Source organism: Synechococcus sp. R55.8 (genome assembly GCF_047461895.1).
GTDB lineage: Bacteria > Cyanobacteriota > Cyanobacteriia > Thermostichales > Thermostichaceae > Thermostichus.
This window is the reverse complement of the sequence record NZ_JANSIB010000064.1, coordinates 1-16,023: the sequence shown is the minus strand read 5'-3', so window position 1 is coordinate 16,023 and position 16,023 is coordinate 1. Positions and strand designations below refer to the sequence as shown.

General features: G+C 60.0%; 16 protein-coding genes and 1 tRNA gene. 10 read left to right on the top strand and 7 right to left on the bottom strand.

From position 1 onward, the window contains the following. Together NW829_RS07785 and NW829_RS07780 are read right to left on the bottom strand one after the other, a co-directional pair. A partial coding sequence (locus NW829_RS07785; RefSeq protein ID WP_414416807.1) for a DNA methyltransferase occupies positions 1–2,209 on the bottom strand: 2,209 nt, incomplete at its 3' end. After that, a complete protein-coding gene (locus NW829_RS07780; RefSeq protein WP_414416806.1) occupies positions 2,206–5,100 on the bottom strand; it encodes a helicase-related protein in 2,895 nt (964 codons plus the stop codon). The genes NW829_RS07780 and NW829_RS07785, both read right to left, overlap by 4 nt. Before the next feature lie 97 nt (positions 5,101–5,197). Here NW829_RS07780 and NW829_RS07775 point away from each other — a divergent pair, with 97 nt between their 5' ends. Next, positions 5,198–5,758 carry a Crp/Fnr family transcriptional regulator gene (locus NW829_RS07775; protein WP_187147224.1) on the top strand — a complete coding sequence of 187 codons (561 nt, stop codon included), beginning with the start codon at positions 5,198–5,200 and terminating at the stop codon, positions 5,756–5,758. Between the two features lie 156 nt (positions 5,759–5,914). After that, positions 5,915–6,934, top strand: a complete 1,020-nt coding sequence (gene gap / locus NW829_RS07770) for a type I glyceraldehyde-3-phosphate dehydrogenase (protein ID WP_414413284.1) — start codon at positions 5,915–5,917, stop codon at positions 6,932–6,934. 22 nt (positions 6,935–6,956) lie between these two features. Here the strand turns inward: gap and NW829_RS07765 are convergent, their stop codons facing one another. Then, positions 6,957–7,517: a 2'-5' RNA ligase family protein gene (locus NW829_RS07765; protein ID WP_414413285.1), complete on the bottom strand. Its 561-nt coding sequence runs from the start codon at positions 7,515–7,517 to the stop codon at positions 6,957–6,959. Positions 7,518–7,576: 59 nt separating this feature from the next. On the opposite strand from NW829_RS07765, the gene NW829_RS07760 reads away from it, so the two are divergent. Further along, on the top strand, positions 7,577–8,026 hold the full coding sequence (locus tag NW829_RS07760) for a (2Fe-2S) ferredoxin domain-containing protein (RefSeq protein WP_414413286.1): 450 nt from the start codon (positions 7,577–7,579) through the stop codon (positions 8,024–8,026). Here NW829_RS07760 and NW829_RS07755 read toward each other — a convergent pair. Then, a complete protein-coding gene (locus NW829_RS07755) occupies positions 7,995–8,627 on the bottom strand; it encodes a lysophospholipid acyltransferase family protein (protein ID WP_414408400.1) in 633 nt (210 codons plus the stop codon). The genes NW829_RS07760 and NW829_RS07755 overlap by 32 nt on opposite strands. Positions 8,628–8,714: 87 nt before the next feature. After that, the gene (locus tag NW829_RS07750) at positions 8,715–9,425 is read right to left on the bottom strand and encodes a Uma2 family endonuclease (protein WP_414330056.1); all 711 of its coding nucleotides are present in this window, start codon (positions 9,423–9,425) and stop codon (positions 8,715–8,717) included. Between the two features lie 152 nt (positions 9,426–9,577). Here NW829_RS07750 and NW829_RS07745 point away from each other — a divergent pair, with 152 nt between their 5' ends. The 4 genes from NW829_RS07745 to groL all read left to right on the top strand — a co-directional run bounded on the left by NW829_RS07745 (position 9,578) and on the right by groL (position 13,410). Next, entirely contained in the window at positions 9,578–10,057 is a 480-nt protein-coding gene (locus NW829_RS07745; protein ID WP_414413287.1) for a GNAT family N-acetyltransferase, read from the top strand. An 11-nt stretch (positions 10,058–10,068) separates the two neighbouring features. Next, positions 10,069–11,184 (top strand): NAD(P)/FAD-dependent oxidoreductase, encoded by a 1,116-nt coding sequence (locus NW829_RS07740; protein ID WP_414416805.1) that lies wholly within the window; start codon positions 10,069–10,071, stop codon positions 11,182–11,184. Between the two features lie 88 nt (positions 11,185–11,272). Further along, the gene (locus NW829_RS07735; RefSeq protein WP_414330048.1) at positions 11,273–11,599 is read left to right on the top strand and encodes a 30S ribosomal protein PSRP-3; all 327 of its coding nucleotides are present in this window, start codon (positions 11,273–11,275) and stop codon (positions 11,597–11,599) included. Positions 11,600–11,790: 191 nt separating this feature from the next. Further along, positions 11,791–13,410, top strand: a complete 1,620-nt coding sequence (gene groL / locus NW829_RS07730; protein WP_414357711.1) for a chaperonin GroEL — start codon at positions 11,791–11,793, stop codon at positions 13,408–13,410. A 30-nt stretch (positions 13,411–13,440) separates the two neighbouring features. Here the strand turns inward: groL and NW829_RS07725 are convergent, their stop codons facing one another. Both NW829_RS07725 and NW829_RS07720 read right to left on the bottom strand, forming a co-directional pair. Then, positions 13,441–13,836 carry a DUF4346 domain-containing protein gene (locus NW829_RS07725; RefSeq protein WP_414342353.1) on the bottom strand — a complete coding sequence of 132 codons (396 nt, stop codon included), beginning with the start codon at positions 13,834–13,836 and terminating at the stop codon, positions 13,441–13,443. A 197-nt stretch (positions 13,837–14,033) separates the two neighbouring features. Continuing rightward, the gene (locus NW829_RS07720) at positions 14,034–14,666 is read right to left on the bottom strand and encodes a DUF4384 domain-containing protein (protein WP_414407604.1); all 633 of its coding nucleotides are present in this window, start codon (positions 14,664–14,666) and stop codon (positions 14,034–14,036) included. Between the two features lie 237 nt (positions 14,667–14,903). Here NW829_RS07720 and NW829_RS07715 point away from each other — a divergent pair, with 237 nt between their 5' ends. The 3 genes from NW829_RS07715 (at position 14,904) to NW829_RS07705 (ending at position 15,809) form a co-directional block, all read left to right on the top strand. Further along, on the top strand, positions 14,904–15,374 hold the full coding sequence (locus tag NW829_RS07715) for a tetratricopeptide repeat protein (RefSeq protein WP_238376725.1): 471 nt from the start codon (positions 14,904–14,906) through the stop codon (positions 15,372–15,374). An 85-nt stretch (positions 15,375–15,459) separates the two neighbouring features. After that, positions 15,460–15,544: transfer RNA gene (locus NW829_RS07710), tRNA-Ser, on the top strand. Between the two features lie 70 nt (positions 15,545–15,614). Next, positions 15,615–15,809 (top strand): hypothetical protein, encoded by a 195-nt coding sequence (locus tag NW829_RS07705; protein WP_414416804.1) that lies wholly within the window; start codon positions 15,615–15,617, stop codon positions 15,807–15,809. Positions 15,810–16,023: the final 214 nt, after the last annotated feature.

The following is a 16,023-nucleotide window of genomic DNA, read 5'->3' as shown; positions in this document are numbered from 1 at the left end:
ACACCTCCGGGAACTCCAGCGGCCAGTGGAAAAACCGGTTCTCGACGGCGAGGGCCTGAGCAGTGGCAAGGGCCTGGGAGGGGGTTCTCTCCTGCAGTCGATCAGCCACGGCTTGGGTGGTAATGGCCCTAGAGAAGTCAGGGATCAAGGGCTGGAAAAAAGCGGCTGTCCACAGGTTGCAGGCTTCCACTAGCTTTTGGTGTTGCGGGTCTTGGCAGTAGCGGCTGTAGAGCTGCTGCTTGCGGCTAACCTCTGCCGGGGAGTTGTCTGGAATGGCTTCTAGCTTCTGTCGCTCCTGGCTAAGCTCAGCCACCACCTGGTCAGTGTCAAAAGCAAGGGAAAGCTGCCCTGTTTGCAAACTCTGGCACTCGGTGCGATTGCGCTGCTTTAGCGAGCGGGCAGCCTCCTTGGAGTCAGCGCTAACCGGGGTAAAGGCTTCATCGGGGATGCCCTTTTCCAAAATCGCCAAATCCAAGACACCCACCAGCGAATCGCCGCACTTGATGTGGTGATCCAGGAAGGTGAGGGGCTTGCCGGCGCAGTGGGCCTCCAGCCACAGGGCCACGCGGCAGAGTTCCACCGCCAGCGGGTTTTTGTCCACGCCGTAGATGCAGTGCGCCACCACATCGCGGATGGCCTCGCGGACACGCTCGGGGGCGGGTTCCTCTTCGCCGGTGCGGAGCTTTGCCAGTTCCTTGCCCAACCTGCGGGCGGCAGCAAGCAGGAAGTGACCGGATCCGCAGGCGGGATCACACACACGGATGGACAAAATCGCTTGCTCTTTTTCCTCAGGTGGGCGAGCGGCTTTCAGCCGTTCTTCAATCACTGGCTCCAGCGCCGAGCGGATGAGTTCGGCCACTAGCTCCGGCGGGGTGTAGTAGGAGCCTGTGCTCTTGCGCTCTGAGCCGTAGCTCAACTCAAAGCGAGGCGCCCCTTGCCCAGTTACAATCTGAGGCTGGTAGTCGAGCAAGCTTTCGTAGACGGATCCCAGTTCTTCTACATCCAGCGCCGCGTAGTTGACCCGCCGAAGGGGAGAGGTGGGGTTTTCTCGGTAGTAGGCTAGGTGCGAAAAGGCTTGCAGCAGATCCCGGTTGCTCAGGCTGCACTCATCCAGCTCCAGAGGGGCAAACAGCTCTCCGTTGAGAGGAGCAGCCCCCAGCAGCTCCGCCAGCTCCTCTTGGGAAAGCACCCTCCAGAGCACCCGCAAGCTGCACCAGAGATCCTCGTGTTCGTCTTGGGCACTTTGCCGATCCAAAAACCGCCGCAGCCGCGTCACGCTGTAGTGCTCGCGATAGAGCGCCGCGCTGCTCATCAACCCCCGCTCTTCGGAAACCAAGAGGAACAGGAACCGGTAGACCAAGCGCAGCAGTTGGCGGTAGAGCTCCCTGGGATCCGACAAGAGCCGCGCTCTCAGCCTCTGGTTCTTGGGATGGGCCAGGAACCCATTTGCCAGCAACCTGATGCACTCCTCAACCCCCTCCCGCAGCCGTTCCCGTACCCGGCCACCCTGCTCCAGGGCCTGTTGGTAGTACTTTTCCAGCAGACAATCCCCTGCTAGCTCTGCCGTTTGGGGCAAGCGGCTGCGGTGCAGCAGCCGAAAGAGGATGGCAAAGTCGTTAAACCGCTGCTCCTCTAGGATCTGCTTCAGGTCAAACTCCACATAGGCCTGCCGACGCACATAGGTGGAGTCCCGCAGGAGGCGCAGGGTCAATCCGTTGGTAACAATGCCCCAGAGGTGCTCGCTGCGGTTGAGATACTCCTGCAGCAGCGAGTGGGGTGCCAGGCGAGGCCGGCCAGAAGCCGGCACGCGGCCCAGCTCCTGGCGCGCGCCGACGATGTGCACCGGTGGCGCGTCTTCCGCCTCGCCCATGCGATGCGAGATGGGGAAGTTCATTCCGTCCACCTCGCAGGCGCGCGGTTGATAGCGCACCTCGATCCCCAGCAAACTGAAGAAGGGGATCGCCCAGGCATCGCGGGTGATGCTGGTGGCGAGATCGCTTTCGGGCAGGCGCTGCAGGCGGCTCTGGAAGGCCTCCCAGTACTTTCGACAATCGGCAAAGACCGCGGCAATCTCTTCGACTGGGCCGCGCTTGCTGTTAAAGCCGAAGTCTTCTGGCTTCTGTCCTGGCAGATCCCCTGCCAGCAGCTTTTCGAGAATATCGGGCCCCAACAGGCCTCCTTCGATGCGTACCCCAGAAAACTCGCTCATCGGCAAACCACCGGTTGGAGAACAAGGAGTCCTAAAAGATCGGGGGGAAGCTGCGGCTTCACCTTCAGCCCCCGCCCCTGTAGGGACACGGCTTGGCGGATGCGCCTATGGGCAGCCTCCAGCTCAGCAGCACGCTGCAAAATCCGCTCCCGCGCCGCCTGCTGCAGCCGGTGATCCCTTCCCCAGTTTTCCTCTGTCTCCTGCCACGGGCCGAGACAGGCCAGGAGATGCTGAACCAGCTCCCGCTTTTCCGCTAGCGGTAGGTTCTCATCCGGCTTGGCCGTGGCCAGCAGTTGGAGAGCTGCGCCCGTCTCCAGCCAGCGGGCCTCGCCGCTCTCCAGGCCAACACCGCCTAGCACCAGCACCTCTTCCGCCAAGAGAGGCTGCCTCTGGGGTTGCTCCACCAGGTAGCGCACCCGCAGCAGCAGTAGAGTTGTAAGATCAACTACCGCTCGGGTGCGTAGAGCGCCGCAGCGGGAGACGACAGCATCCCCTTTCTCTGGGTTGTCGAGGGCTTCCTCCAGCAAAAACTGGGCCAGGGCAACCACGACGCGGTGGTTGCGGCCAATGTATTCGGCACCTTCGGGCGTGGGCGAGTCGAAGCTGATTAGCCAACGCCCGCCTTTGGGAGAGGGCAGGGCCAGGCGAATGGCTTCCGGCAAGGTGGCAGTGGCTTCGGAGCCGACGCTAACCTGGTAGACCCCCGACCGCTTCCCTGGGGTTATGGCTAGGTTGAGGCGCTGGGCGGCAGCCAGGAAGAATTCGCGCACAGCTTCGGGATCCCCTAGCACGGCATCGGTGGCCTCCAGCTCCCGCTGCACTGCCTCAGGCTTGAGGGCCCGCTGGGCAAAACGGGTGCGGTTGCGCCGCTCCTGTTCGACAGAGCGATCCCAGCGCCGGTGAAACTCATCCACTTCCGGCACGCCAAGATCGAGGGTTAGCTGGCGCTCGGCGGACCAGTGTCCCTTGCGCAGGAAGAGGGCTTCGAGCACAGCCTGGGTAACGCTTTCGCTAGCCTCCGGCACAGGCACGTGGGTGCCCAGGGTGCGGTGGATCTCCCGCGCTTTGTTGAGCAACACCTCCAGTACCACGCCATCTACGGGGTTGTCGCGGCCAAAAAAGCGGATGACCTTGACCCGGCTGGCCTTTTGGCCGTAGCGATCCACCCGGCCCTCCCGCTGCTCCAGCCGATTGGGGTTCCAGGGCAGGTCGTAGTGGATGACGGCTGTAAACTTTTCCTGCAGGTTGATCCCTTCCGAGAGGCAGTCGGTGGCCACCAGCACCCGTGGTCGGTCAACTTCCAGGTTCGCGATCTTGGCCTCCCGCTCCTCGTCTCCCATCCTGCCCGTTACACAGGCTACTTGGGCTGGGGATCCCAGCTGTTGCCGAAGGTAACTGTCCAGATACTCCGCAGTGGCAACGTAGCGGCACCAGAGGATGGGATGAAAACCTTCCTGAAGCAACTTTTTCACCAGCTCGATGGCCCGCGCCAGTTTGGTGTCGTGCTCTGGGCCCTGGAGCTGTTTGGCCAGACGGGCCAGGGCCTGCAACCGGCGGCGGTCGCTATCCGGCAGGGTTGGGTCTGCGGCTTCAAGAGCTGGCGTTGGCAGCTCATCGTCGGTACGCTCTTCTGCCGACTCGAACACCCAGCGGCTCAGTTCTGCCTCAACCTCTTCTTCTGCCTCCAGGGTTGCTCCGCTGCGATTGTGCAATGCCGCTACTGCTGCCGCCGGGCTGGACATTACGCAGCGCAAAAGGGCCAGCGCTCCCCAGTAGCGCACTCGCTGCTGGCGCTTCTCTAGTTGCTGCCCTGTGCACACCAATTCCGAGCAAAACCCATAGGTGTCCTCGAACAGCTTGCGCTGCCCCTCAGAAAGGGTGTAGGTTTCATCTTCAGCTTCCCGGGTTGGAAAACAGGTGAGCTCCTGCCAAGTTTCCCGAATATCTCGCCGCGTGCGCTGGACAAAATGACGGGCTAGCTGGACGCGTTGGTCTTCGTTGAGATCCTGGAGATCCCATGTCTCGAACTCGGGCCGCAGCAGCCCCAGCAGCGAGCGGAACGCCTCTTCGACACCGCTGTGGGGAGTTGCCGTCAGCAGGATCAGGTGGCGGTTGGGGTTTTGGGCCACCGCTTTGAGCAGACTGTGGCGCTCCTGCTGGTTTTTGCCATGGGCCGCCGCTGCCCCATGGACTTCGTCGGCAATGACCAGCTCAGGACAAAATTGCAGAAATGGGTGGCGGTTGCGCTCGGTCTTGACGAAGTCAATGCTGGCCACCTGGACAGGAAAGTGCTCGTAGAGGCTGCGCCCAACAGGGGTTTTTCGCTCCAATTGCCCCACCGTTCCCGAGCGGATGACCACTGGCTCCAGGTTAAACTTCTCGGCCAGCTCGCTGGCCCACTGCTCGCACAAATAGGGAGGGCACAGGACACAAAGGCGTCGGATCTCGCCGCGATCCAAAAGCTCCCTGGCTATCAGCAGCGCCTCGATGGTCTTGCCCACCCCTACGTCGTCGGCAATCAATAGCCGCACCGGATCGAGGCGCAGCGCCATGAGCAAGGGCACAAACTGGTATACCCGTGGCCGAATCGAGAGGCGCCCCAGAGAGCGAAAGGGAGTTGCGCCCTCCCGTAAAATCAGCCGGGCCGCCTGCCAGAGGAGAAGGGTACTGGTGGCATCGGCAGGATGATCCCCAGAGGGCCAAGGAAAGGCGGTAGGCTCCACTCGCTCGAAGGGCAAGGTGCCGCCCACAAGGTTCATCAGGTGTCGGTGAATGCAAACCGCATCTTCTGGGGTGCCGGTGAGGGGCCGCAGCACCACAATTTCTTCTGAATCAGCGGGGAGCACCACCCACTCGCGGTTGCGGCAGCGGACAATTGAGCCAGGCTGCATGGGATCCCTGGGAGCGACCTACCTTTTCCATTGCATCTTAGATACTCTTTGGGGACAACTCTCTCCCATCTCCCAATACCCTGCCGGCAGCGGTAGGATGAAACGGAGCCGGCCTCAGGTACCCCTCTGGCCCACCGACATCATGAGCAGCCCCCGTTATCCGTTTGAGCGTGTTCGCGAGCACTTGCTCTTCCAATCTTTGGAAGATGCCGAGTGGAAGGCGCTGACGGCAGCCCTGTTGCCCAGCCGCTTCTCTCCTGGCCAGGTGATCTTTCAAGAGGGGGATCCCAGTAGTGACCTGTACATGATCCTCAGTGGAGTGGTGGAGCTGCGTCGCCAGTACGTGCGACATCCAGGAGATTATTGGCTGGCCACGCTGCACGCCGGGCGCTTGTTTGGGGAACTTTCTCTGCTGACGGGGCGGCGGCGCTCCTTTACGGCAGTGAGCATGACCGAGGTGCAAACCCTACGCCTTTCCACCGAAGGGCTGATCCTGCTGCCTCTGGAAGTCCAGGTGAAACTCTACCGCGCCTGGAGCCAGATCATCAGCGAGCACCTTTACTGGCTGGATAGTATGTTCACGGATCTGCTGGAGCAGCGAGGGGTAGAAAATGTAGCCTCGGCTATGGCTCTGCTGCACCAGCGCTATCCCGCTTGAAAGAGGCTCAATCCCTGCTCCGCATAGGTTTGCAGGTCAACGTCCACGAAGACAACCCCTTGGATCCCAAATTTTGTCTTCAGAATGTTCAGGGGTTGCGATATCATGTGCTAAGCAGCAGCCCCCAAGAGATTTCAAGCAGCGAGGTCAGGAGCAGTGGTTAGGGTAGCCATCAACGGGTTTGGTCGCATTGGTCGCAACTTTTTGCGCTGTTGGCTGGGTCGCTCCCAGTCCAACCTGGACATTGTTGCCATCAACGACACCTCAGATGCTCGCACGGCTGCCCACCTGCTCAAGTACGATTCCATCCTTGGGCCGTTGCAGGGAGCAGACGTTGAGCCTGCAGAAAACGGTTTGGTGGTGAACGGCAAGCACATCCATGCCGTTTCCGACCGCAACCCCAGCAACCTGCCCTGGAAAGAGTGGAAGGTGGATCTTGTTATCGAGGCTACAGGTGTTTTTGTCGACTACCAGGGCGCCTCTAAGCACATAGAAGCGGGAGCCAAAAAGGTGGTGATCACCGCTCCGGCCAAGGGGGGAGACATTCCCACGTTTGTCTACGGTGTTAACCAGCACACCTACGACCCGGTGCGCCACAACATTGTCAGCAATGCCAGTTGCACCACCAACTGCCTCGCCCCGATCATCAAGGTGTTGCTGGACAAGTTCGGCGTCCTTCGCGCCACCATGACCACCACCCACAGCTACACCGGCGACCAGCGGATTTTGGATGGGGGCCATCGTGACCTGCGGCGGGCGCGGGCAGCAGCGTTGAGTATGGTGCCCACCACTACCGGGGCGGCCAAGGCGGTGGCTTTGGTGATCCCGGAGCTGAAGGGCAAGCTGAATGGGGTGGCGGTACGGGTTCCCACGCCCAATGTGTCTCTGGTGGATTTGGTGGTGCAGACGGAGCGGCGCGTGATTGCCGAGGAGGTAAACGCTGCCCTGAAGGAAGCCTCAGAAACTACGATGAAAGGGATCCTCGCCTATTCGGACATCCCGCTGGTCTCGATTGACTATCGCGGCCACGATTGTTCGGCCATTGTGGATGCGGAGATGACCAGTGTGCTGGATGGGGATCTGGTGAAGGTGATGGCTTGGTACGACAACGAGTGGGGCTACTCCCAGCGGGTGGTGGATCTGGCCGAGTACATGGCTGCTCACTGGGTGGAGTAGGCTGCTTCGGTTGGCTTCCCCATCATTCTCCCATCAAGAACTGGGCAAAAACCTGCCAGCGCTTGCCGTCGTGGAGGAGAAGCGTCAAAGCCGACGCCGTGAAGGAACTTTGAAAAAAACGGGTCTTGAACTGCGGCCAAGCGGCGCGAAAGTGGGCGGGGGTTAGATCTCGAAAGGCAACGGTCATGTGGGGCACGAACGGACGGCCCTGAGCGGTTGTCTCTTTCTGGTTGAGAAGGATCCCCATGTGGTGATGGGCTTGAGCTTGTAGCCGCTGCAGTTCTGGGGAGGGCACGACATGGATAAAAATGACGCGCGGTGCGAAGGCCCCAAAGCCGGATAGCTGGATGGAGACGGGGGTCTGACGCCTGGCAAAGTCCTCTAGGGATCCCGTCAAGGCTGGCAGCTCGGAACTGGGCCACTCGAACGGCGGCACCAGGGTGATGTGGGGGGGAGAGCGCAGAGCTGCTCGGCTGGCAAATTGCTCTGCAAACTCTTGCTGGATGGCCGTCACCTGCTCTTGCAGGGCCGGAGGGGGAAGCAGAGCAAGAAACAGTCGCTGCTTGGGGTTATCCACCAGCATCGGTAAGAACCTAGAGAACAGGGGATAATGCAACTGTAGCCAAGCCCAAACATCTTGTTATGTCGCGTCCTGTCGCTTCTTCCCCTATCCTGGATCCCTCCTCGGCAACCGGATCCCCAGGCCAAGCGCCTCAGCCGGCTCCCATTCCGCCCTACCAGTGGCATTTGTTCCTGTGTGCGGATCAAACTAAGCCCAAATGTTGTGAGAAAGCTGTGGGATTGGAAGCCTGGGACTATTTAAAATCGCGGATCAAAGAATTGGATCTGGAAATCGGGAGCGCCGGATCCCTGCGGGTGCACCGCACCAAAGCCAACTGCCTGCGGGCGTGCGACTATGCTGTTCCCGGCCCTGTGCTGCTGGTCTATCCCGGTGGGTTTTGGTACCACTCGGTCACGCCGGAGGTGGTGGAGGAGATTCTTCAAAAGCACATCTTGGGAGGGATCCCTGTTGTTGAGTATCTGGTAGCCCAAGATACCCTCAGCGCCCCTGATCCAAAAGGGCATGGATAGCCTGCACGCACTCTGCCGTCACCTGCTGCAAATCGGCCTTATCGCTGGAAGCAGGGGGGGGAATCACGTCGCCAATGCGCACCGTGATGGGGCAGAACAAGCGCGGCCACCGGGATCCCTTGGGCAAGACCTTCTCCGTGCCCCAAAGGGCTACAGGCAGCAGAGGCGTTTGGGTGCGGGCTGCAACCAAAGCCGCTCCCAAGTGGGGGTGAGGAATGCGGCCATCGGGGGTACGAGTGCCATTCAAAAAGATCCCCACCGCCCATCCCCGCGCCAAGGCTGCTTCTGTGGCTCGCAAGGCAGCGCGGTCGGAGCCGCCTCTTTTGACCGGATAGGCCCCGTAGAGCTGAATCGCTTGCTTCAACCCCGGCACCCGAAACAGCTCTTCCTTGGCCATGAAGGCCACCGGGCGGCGCACCGCATTGGCCACCAGCGGCGGATCCAAATGGCTGGCGTGGTTGCTGACGACGATGAGGGATCCCTGGCGAGGCACGTTTTCCTGCCCATAGGTGCGCCCAAAATACAGTCCCCGAAACAAGGGGTTGACCACCAGCCACTTGAGCAGCCAGTAGGCCAACCAATCCCGGCGGCGATAACCCATCTGTGAGTCCAACGATCCCTGCCACTCCGGCAGCAGTTCCCTCTCTGAGTGTAGTGGAGGGTGGGTGCTGAAGGGGATCCCTGGGCTTCAGCTCTCCAAATCGGGATCCTCACCCAAAGCCCGCAATCTTGCCGCCAGACGCTCCGCCCGTTGATGTTCTCGCTCTGCCCTTTGGCGTTCTTGCTCGGCCCGTTCCCGCTCCAACTCAGCCCGTTCATCGCCGGTCAGCAGCAACTGCCCTTGGGCATCACACCAGCGCAGCCAGCGAGCTTGTTTCCCCTCAAAAACGCCTTCCCACACCGTCAGGCCCAGCCCCACCTGTTCTAGCCAGGTCTCGGTCATTTCCGCGTAGTGGCGGCCCCGCAGTTCGAAAATGCGCAACTCCTCCGGCCCCAGCTCATGATTGGGATCGAAGACCGCGTAGTAGCTAACTCGCATCTGCTCATAACGGCTCAGCTTGCCTTCCAGCTCGTCGCCTTCGCGGTTGGAGACGATCTCGATCACCACATCCGGCGGCTTGTCAAATTGCCAGAGCAGGTAGCAACGGTTTTGCTTCTCCCACCATTGCTCCGGCACCGTGACGTCCAGGCTGAGAAAAACATCCGGCACAATCGGGGGCCGACCGATGGCGGTGTAGATGCCTACATTTGCCGCTGCTAAAAAGGTTTTGCCGCGCAAAGCGCTGTAGAGAGCCCCTGTCAAGAGGCGCTGCTGCTTTTCGGAGGCGAAATTATCCACCGGGGTATCGTCCTCCGTCACAAGGTCGGCAACGTCGGGAACCAGCAGTTCAGTATCCATGGGCAGATGGGGGTGGGGATGCCAGTGATCTTAGCCGCTCACCTCAGGGATCCTCTGCTCCCTGAGAAACAGAGAAAACAGAGTCCTCGAGCAAGCCCAGGTACAATCGAGAAAGCTTTACTTAACGATGATTTCTTTTTCTTCGCTGCTCGATGCAGATCGACATCCGTCCCGCGGAAAACTCGGACAGTGCGGCTCTGCTCCACATTTTGCAAGTGGTCTTTGCGGAGTATCCAGGCTGTGTATTGGACATCGAAGAGGTGCCGGAGTTGCTTCAGCCTGCCACAGCTTTCGCGGAGATGGGGGGATCCCTTTGGGTGGCGCAGCATCAGGATCAAGTGGTCGGCTGTGTCGGCCTTGTGCCCGATGGGATCCCTGGGCGCATGGAGCTGAAAAAACTCTACACTCTGCCCACAGTGCGCGGTCGGGGTTTGGGTCGGCGTTTGATTGAACAGGCCGAATTTGCGGCTCGGCAGCAGCAGGCGGACTCTCTGCATCTGTGGACAGATACTCGCTTCACGACGGCTCATCGGGTTTATGAGCGGCTCGGCTATGTGCGTCTGCCGGAAATTCGTGAATTGCACGATCGCAGCAACTCTGTGGAGTATCACTACGAAAAGCGTCTCCGTTGAGGGTCGGGCTGTTGAACTGTGATGCGTTGGTGATTGGCTGTGGAGTGGTGGGCTGTGCCATTGCCTACGAATTGGCCACAGCTGGGCTGTCGGTCATTGGAGTGGATGCCGGGGAGCCGGCCTCAGGCGCCGCGGGCGCGTCGCTGGGGGTGTTGATGGGGATCTGCAGCCGCCAGCCTAGCGGGGAGGTGGTGCAGTTGCGTCTAAAAAGCCTGGAGCTGTTCGATCCCCTAATCGCGCGGCTGGAGGAAGACCTGGGCCGGAGTTTGCCCGTCAATCGGCGCGGCATTCTCAAACTCCTCAGGGAGGAGGAAGTGGAAGCTTGGCAAGAGACCCTGGCGGCCCGCCGACAAGCAGGTTACCGCCTAGATCTGCTCAGCCCTGCCGAAGTGGGATCCCTGCAGCCCGGCCTGCGCAGCGACCTGGCGGCGGCCATCTACTCTCCCCAGGATCGACAAGTCCAACCCAAGCTCCTAACCCAGGCTCTCTTGGAAGCAGCCCAACGCAAGGGATCCCGCTTTTTCTTCCACCAGCCTGTCCAGAAGATTCAGCGCAGCTCGGATCCCCCCTTTCGCCTGCAAACGGTTTACACGCCCGCTCTCACCCTCTCGGCAGGGCACGTCATCCTGGCGGCAGGTCTGGGCAGCTCTCCTCTGGCCAAAGAGCTGGGGCTGCAGGTGCCGCTGCAAGCGGTCAAAGGTCAGGCCCTGCGGGTCAAAGCCCCCGGGATCCCCCTGGGGCCCGTGGTCACCGACGCGGATCTGCATCTGGTTCCCCTGGGGGATGGATCCCTGTGGGTGGGGTCAACAGTGGAGTTTCAGGCCCCCCATCCCGAGCCGACGCTGCTGGCGCTACAAGATCTGTTGGCCCGTGCCATCAGGCTCTGCCCGGCCTTGGCCGCAGCGACTTTGTTGGAGCATTGGGCCGGCCATCGGCCTCGACCGGTGGGACAGCGCGCCCCCATCCTGGGTTGGGCTCCTGGCTACGCCAATCTGCTCATTGCCACCGGCCATTATCGCAATGGAGTGTTGCTGGCCCCGATCAGCGCCGCCATCCTGCGGGACTTGGTACTGAAAGGGGAAACAGCCCTCTGTGATCTAGGGCCCTTTGCCCCCAGACAGGGCTGAGCCCGTATCCATCTTCCGGCTCTCGGCCCGCCGATGGACAGGACATATGTCAGAATGAAAGGCTGCCTGGTTAGGATCGGATCGTCCGTTGAGTAGCCCAAAGGAGAAGAGAGCCTTGCCGAAGTTCGCCCTAAAAGCCCTCTGGTTGGAAAACGATTTGGCTATTGCCGTCGATCAGGTGGTGGCCAAAAACCGCAGCCCCCTCACCCACTACTTTTTCTGGCCGCGGGATGACGCTTGGGAGCAGCTTAAAGCTGAGCTGGAAAGCAAAACCTGGATCAGCGAGGTGGATCGCATTGAGCTGCTCAACCGAGCCACCGAACTCATCAACTACTGGCAAAACGGCGGGCGCAACCGCCCCATCAGCGAAGCCCAGGCCCAGTTTCCCGACATTCTGATCGGCGGCAACTCCTAGCCCTCTCAGCCAAAACGTGACTCTGGATCTGCCCCATCTTGCTCAGGCTCCCGTCTTTGGGCTAGATTGGCACTCAGGAGTTTAGAGTGCTAACTCCCTGCTAGCCGAGCCGGAGGATTCCTGGGAACCCCACTCCGCCTGGCAGTACCCAAAGTAGGAGCCCAGTCAGACTTACGAGGATCGCGGATTCTATGGCAAAGCGGATTCTGTTTAGAGAAGAGGCCCGCAAGGCATTGGAGCAGGGCATCAACCAACTGGCGGATGCAATCAAGGTTACGATTGGCCCCAAAGGACGCAACGTGGTCTTGGAGAAGAAGTTTGGTGCCCCCCAAATCGTCAACGACGGGGTCACGATTGCCAAGGAAATTGAGTTGGCCGATCCTTTGGAGAACACAGGCGCCCAGTTGATGCGGGAAGTGGCCTCTAAGACCAACGATGTGGCCGGAGATGGTACCACCACAGCCACCATCCTGGCCCAAAGCATGGTGCGGGAAGGGCTCAAAAACATCTCGGCGGGTGCCAACCCTGTGGCCTTGCGACGCGGCATTGAAAAGACCACCGCCTACTTGGTGGAGCAAATTGCAGCTCATGCCAAGCCTGTGGAAGGCCGTAAAACCATCGCCGAAGTAGCCACCATCTCTGCCGGCAACGACAGCGAAGTGGGAGAGATGATCGCCAAGGCTATGGATGCTGTAGGGCGAGATGGGGTGATCACGGTCGAAGAATCCAAGTCGCTGGAAACCGAGTTGGACGTGGTGGAGGGGATGCAGTTCGACCGCGGCTACATTTCCCCCTATTTCGTCACCGACTCGGAGCGGATGGTGGCCGAGTACGAGAATGCTTATCTGCTGATCACCAGCAACAAGATCTCCAGCCTGCAAGATCTGGTGCCCATCCTGGAGCGGGTGGCCCGCGAAGGTCGGCCTCTTTTGGTTATCGCGGAAGATGTAGAGGGAGAAGCTCTGGCCACGTTGGTGGTGAACCGCCTGCGGGGGGTGCTCAATGCGGTGGCGGTCAAGGCTCCGGCTTTTGGGGATCGGCGCAAAGCCATGCTGGAAGATATTGCCATTCTCACCGGCGGGCAGCTCATCTCTGAGGATGTGGGCATCAAGTTGGATAAGGTCACTCTGGACATGATGGGGGTAGCCCGCAAGATCACTGTCACCAAAGACAAGACCACCATTGTGACCGATGGCAGCACCAAAGCGGCGGTGGAAAAGCGGGTGGCTCAAATTCGCAAGCAACTGGAAACCACCGATTCCGAGTACGACCGCGAAAAATTGCAAGAACGCATCGCCAAGTTAGCCGGGGGAGTGGCGGTGATCAAAGTGGGGGCTGCCACTGAAACAGAACTCAAAGATCGCAAGCTGCGCATTGAGGATGCCCTGAATGCCACCCGAGCTGCGGTGGAAGAAGGGATCGTCCCTGGCGGCGGGGCGACGCTATTGCACCTCTCCAAAGGGATCCCGGCTTTCAAGGCCAAGTTGAATGCCGAAGAACAGGTGGGGGCAGAAATTGTTTACCGAGCCTTGCAGGCCCCTCTCTTTCAGATTGCCCACAATGCCGGTCTGGAAGGGTCAGTGGTGGTGGAAAAGGTTTTGGAGAAGGAGATGCCCTTTGGCTTCGATGCCCTGAGCGGAACCTATGTGGATATGTTCGCCCAGGGGATCGTCGATCCGGCCAAAGTGGTGCGCTCAGCGCTGCAAAACGCGGCTTCCATAGCCGGAATGTACCTCACAACCGAAGCGATTGTGGTGGAAAAGCCTGAGCCCAAGCCGGCGGCTGGCTCTGCACCTAAAGGGATGATGTAGTCTTGCGAAAGTGAGCTTTCTGGGAAGGGATCAGTCTTGGATGTACTCCTCGCCGGAGATCAGGGCAGCTTCAGCTTTTTGAAACTCCCTTCCCAAGTAGGCCGCATGGCTGAGCTGGGAGACCACTCTCTCCTGCTCCTTTTCAAAGATCTGCACACACAGTTCTTTGGCCGTGCGCCCAACGTACACCCGTTCAGGGGATCGATTGACGGGGCCCTTGGCCGGGATCACAGCTCCTGTCTCCGGATCGGTGGCCAGCCCCCGCTCGTTGATCACCGTACTGTAGTACTTGGCGCAAATGAGGTTCTGCTCCCGATCCAAGTAGATGACGAAATAGCCCGCCGGATCCAGATCCAGGGGGCGGCGGGAGAGATGGTCGTCAATGCTGCGAATCTGCTCGCTCAGGGGCTTGGAGGAAGGGGACATAGAACGGCTGACCAAAACCGCACAGGAGAAACGTAGCCGAGACTACCTTTGGCTGCTCTCATTGTGGCAGATGAACCCAATCTTTGGGCAGCCTTTGGGGTGGTTGACTTCCTTCCCAGCTTGAACGGTGGGGCTGGTCATATACCCGATGAAGGGGATCCTGTGCGGGCCATCCACCTGAGGTCTCAGAGCTTGGATTAGCGCGGGGCAACCCGATAGAATCGGGTGGCCGTCACCCACTGGTCGGAAGGGATCCCCTCGACGATGATGGCGCGGGCAATGGCATTGCCCAGTTGGGATCCCCGCACCCGCACATCGGCAAAGGATCCACTCTGCTCGAAAGAGGCGATCTCCTGGAAGTTGAGAGGACGGGGAGAGGCCACCGCCAACACCTGGGCTTGACCGAAAGGCGGAGCGATGGTCAACCGGTAGCTGGCCCCCGGCGGTGGGAAGGTGCGCACTTCTCCGGCCCGCAGAAACTCGTTGCCACCGGAAAAGCGGTTGGGCAAAATCAGGTGAGTACGGCCATCGGCTTGGATGCTGAACAGGTAGACGTAGGCATCGCGGTTGGTGCTCAGGGTAATAGAAATCGGCTCGCCAGGCCGGTAGATGGGGTTAGACCCGCGCCGATCCAGCTCCAGATTCACCCGCAGGTCGGAAGGAACGGGGTTGACAATGATGGAGCGGGTGCCAACATCCAACTGACGAGTATCGGCCAGTTGCAGCCTTTGTAAAGGAGGGTAGATGCCTAGGGTTTGCGGAAAAACAGCGGTGGTCGGAGCCACAGACAGCCCCAAAGCCAGCGGTAGGAAAAGCAGTTTGGCATTCATGGTTCACACCCAATCAATGGCTATGTTCATCCTAGGAAGGGGCACAGGTTGAGGGGGTCAGGCTTTGCGCAATCTCCAATCTCCTGCCGCGGCAGTTTCTCCTGCTGCAGATGGCATCACCCAGGGGGAAAAGACGCTGAACCGGCAGGGGCACAGCTCTGTTCTCGGCATCTAGGATGGGAATTGGGGGCAACACGTTTGGCAAGGGTTAATCTACAGGTAAGGGATCCCTTCCTCATGCCAGCTTCCCAGTCAACCCCCAACTTGCTCATGGCTCACGACAGCTACCAAGAAGGCATCGCAGCGGTACAAGCGGGCGATTTCCAGGCTGCCATCCAAGCGTTTCGCCAGGCGGTTGCTGCCGATCCAACCCATACCGAAGCTCGTTACAAGCTGGCCTGGGTACTGGGCATGAGCGGCTATCTGGATCCGGCCCTGACAGAGCTGGAAGCCGTTTTGGCGGCAGATCCCAACCATGTGGCAGCCCATTACAATCGAGGGGCCCTCCTCTTGCAAAAGGCCCAACTGGAAGCCGATGAGGATGGCCAAATCGATCTGGCCGTTCTGCAACAGGCGGAAGCAGCCTTTCAAGCGGTGATGCGCTTGGATCCCACCGACCAACGGGCCTTTGCCTTCCTCAATTTGGTCAAGCGGGCCATTCGCAACCATCAGGCGTCCACTCAGGTCTCCGGCGGCAGTGGCGGGTAAATCTGTGGGGGTTGTGGTCGGCAGCGATTGCACAGCCAGAAACCCATTGCGTAACATAAGTAAAGCCTGGGGATCCCGGCAATTTGGAGAGGTGTCCGAGCGGTTTAAGGAAGCAGTCTTGAAAACTGCCGTGGTTGACGCCACCGTGGGTTCGAATCCCACCCTCTCCGTTTATCTTGAGGTAAAGCCCAACGGGTCGAAGCTACAGAGATTCACTGGCCCAGAGGGGGAGCTATCCACATGACCATCCTTGATTTATCGACCTTGACCACTCAACAGCTCAAAGACATAGCTTGGCAGTTGCGGGGCACTCCCGCAGTGGAGCCCATCTATCGGGAACTGGGATCCCGACCCAAGAGCATAGTGATTGCACCTGAAGATCCCCAGTGGCCAGAAAAGGTTAACCAAATCCTCACAGAGGGATCCCCATCCTGACCGTCGCATCCCAAACAAGGCGGGACATGAATATCGAACAGCCGCCCTTGCCTGCCTGTGTCAGCTAGAAATCGCAGGAGCCCCGCACTGTACCCGTAGGGTCAGTGCCGGGAGGAATGCGGAAGTCACAATAGAACCATGACCCAAGTCCTGACCGTATCCTGCAAGCTCAAGGTGTCCCAGTCGCAGGCCGCCAAATTGGACGCGACTTTGG

Excerpts from the sequence above, each read along its gene's own strand:
- NW829_RS07780 (WP_414416806.1), bottom strand. The coding sequence starts at position 5,100 with ATGCAGCCTGGCTCAATTGTCCGCTGCCGCAACCGCGAGTGGGTGGTG.
- NW829_RS07775 (WP_187147224.1), top strand. The coding sequence starts at position 5,198 with ATGAAACGGAGCCGGCCTCAGGTACCCCTCTGGCCCACCGACATCATG.
- NW829_RS07765 (WP_414413285.1), bottom strand. The coding sequence starts at position 7,517 with ATGCTGGTGGATAACCCCAAGCAGCGACTGTTTCTTGCTCTGCTTCCC.
- NW829_RS07760 (WP_414413286.1), top strand. The coding sequence starts at position 7,577 with ATGTCGCGTCCTGTCGCTTCTTCCCCTATCCTGGATCCCTCCTCGGCA.
- NW829_RS07755 (WP_414408400.1), bottom strand. The coding sequence starts at position 8,627 with ATGGGTTATCGCCGCCGGGATTGGTTGGCCTACTGGCTGCTCAAGTGG.
- NW829_RS07750 (WP_414330056.1), bottom strand. The coding sequence starts at position 9,425 with ATGGATACTGAACTGCTGGTTCCCGACGTTGCCGACCTTGTGACGGAG.
- NW829_RS07745 (WP_414413287.1), top strand. The coding sequence starts at position 9,578 with ATGCAGATCGACATCCGTCCCGCGGAAAACTCGGACAGTGCGGCTCTG.
- groL (WP_414357711.1), top strand. The coding sequence starts at position 11,791 with ATGGCAAAGCGGATTCTGTTTAGAGAAGAGGCCCGCAAGGCATTGGAG.
- NW829_RS07725 (WP_414342353.1), bottom strand. The coding sequence starts at position 13,836 with ATGTCCCCTTCCTCCAAGCCCCTGAGCGAGCAGATTCGCAGCATTGAC.
- NW829_RS07720 (WP_414407604.1), bottom strand. The coding sequence starts at position 14,666 with ATGAATGCCAAACTGCTTTTCCTACCGCTGGCTTTGGGGCTGTCTGTG.
- NW829_RS07715 (WP_238376725.1), top strand. The coding sequence starts at position 14,904 with ATGCCAGCTTCCCAGTCAACCCCCAACTTGCTCATGGCTCACGACAGC.
- NW829_RS07705 (WP_414416804.1), top strand. The coding sequence starts at position 15,615 with ATGACCATCCTTGATTTATCGACCTTGACCACTCAACAGCTCAAAGAC.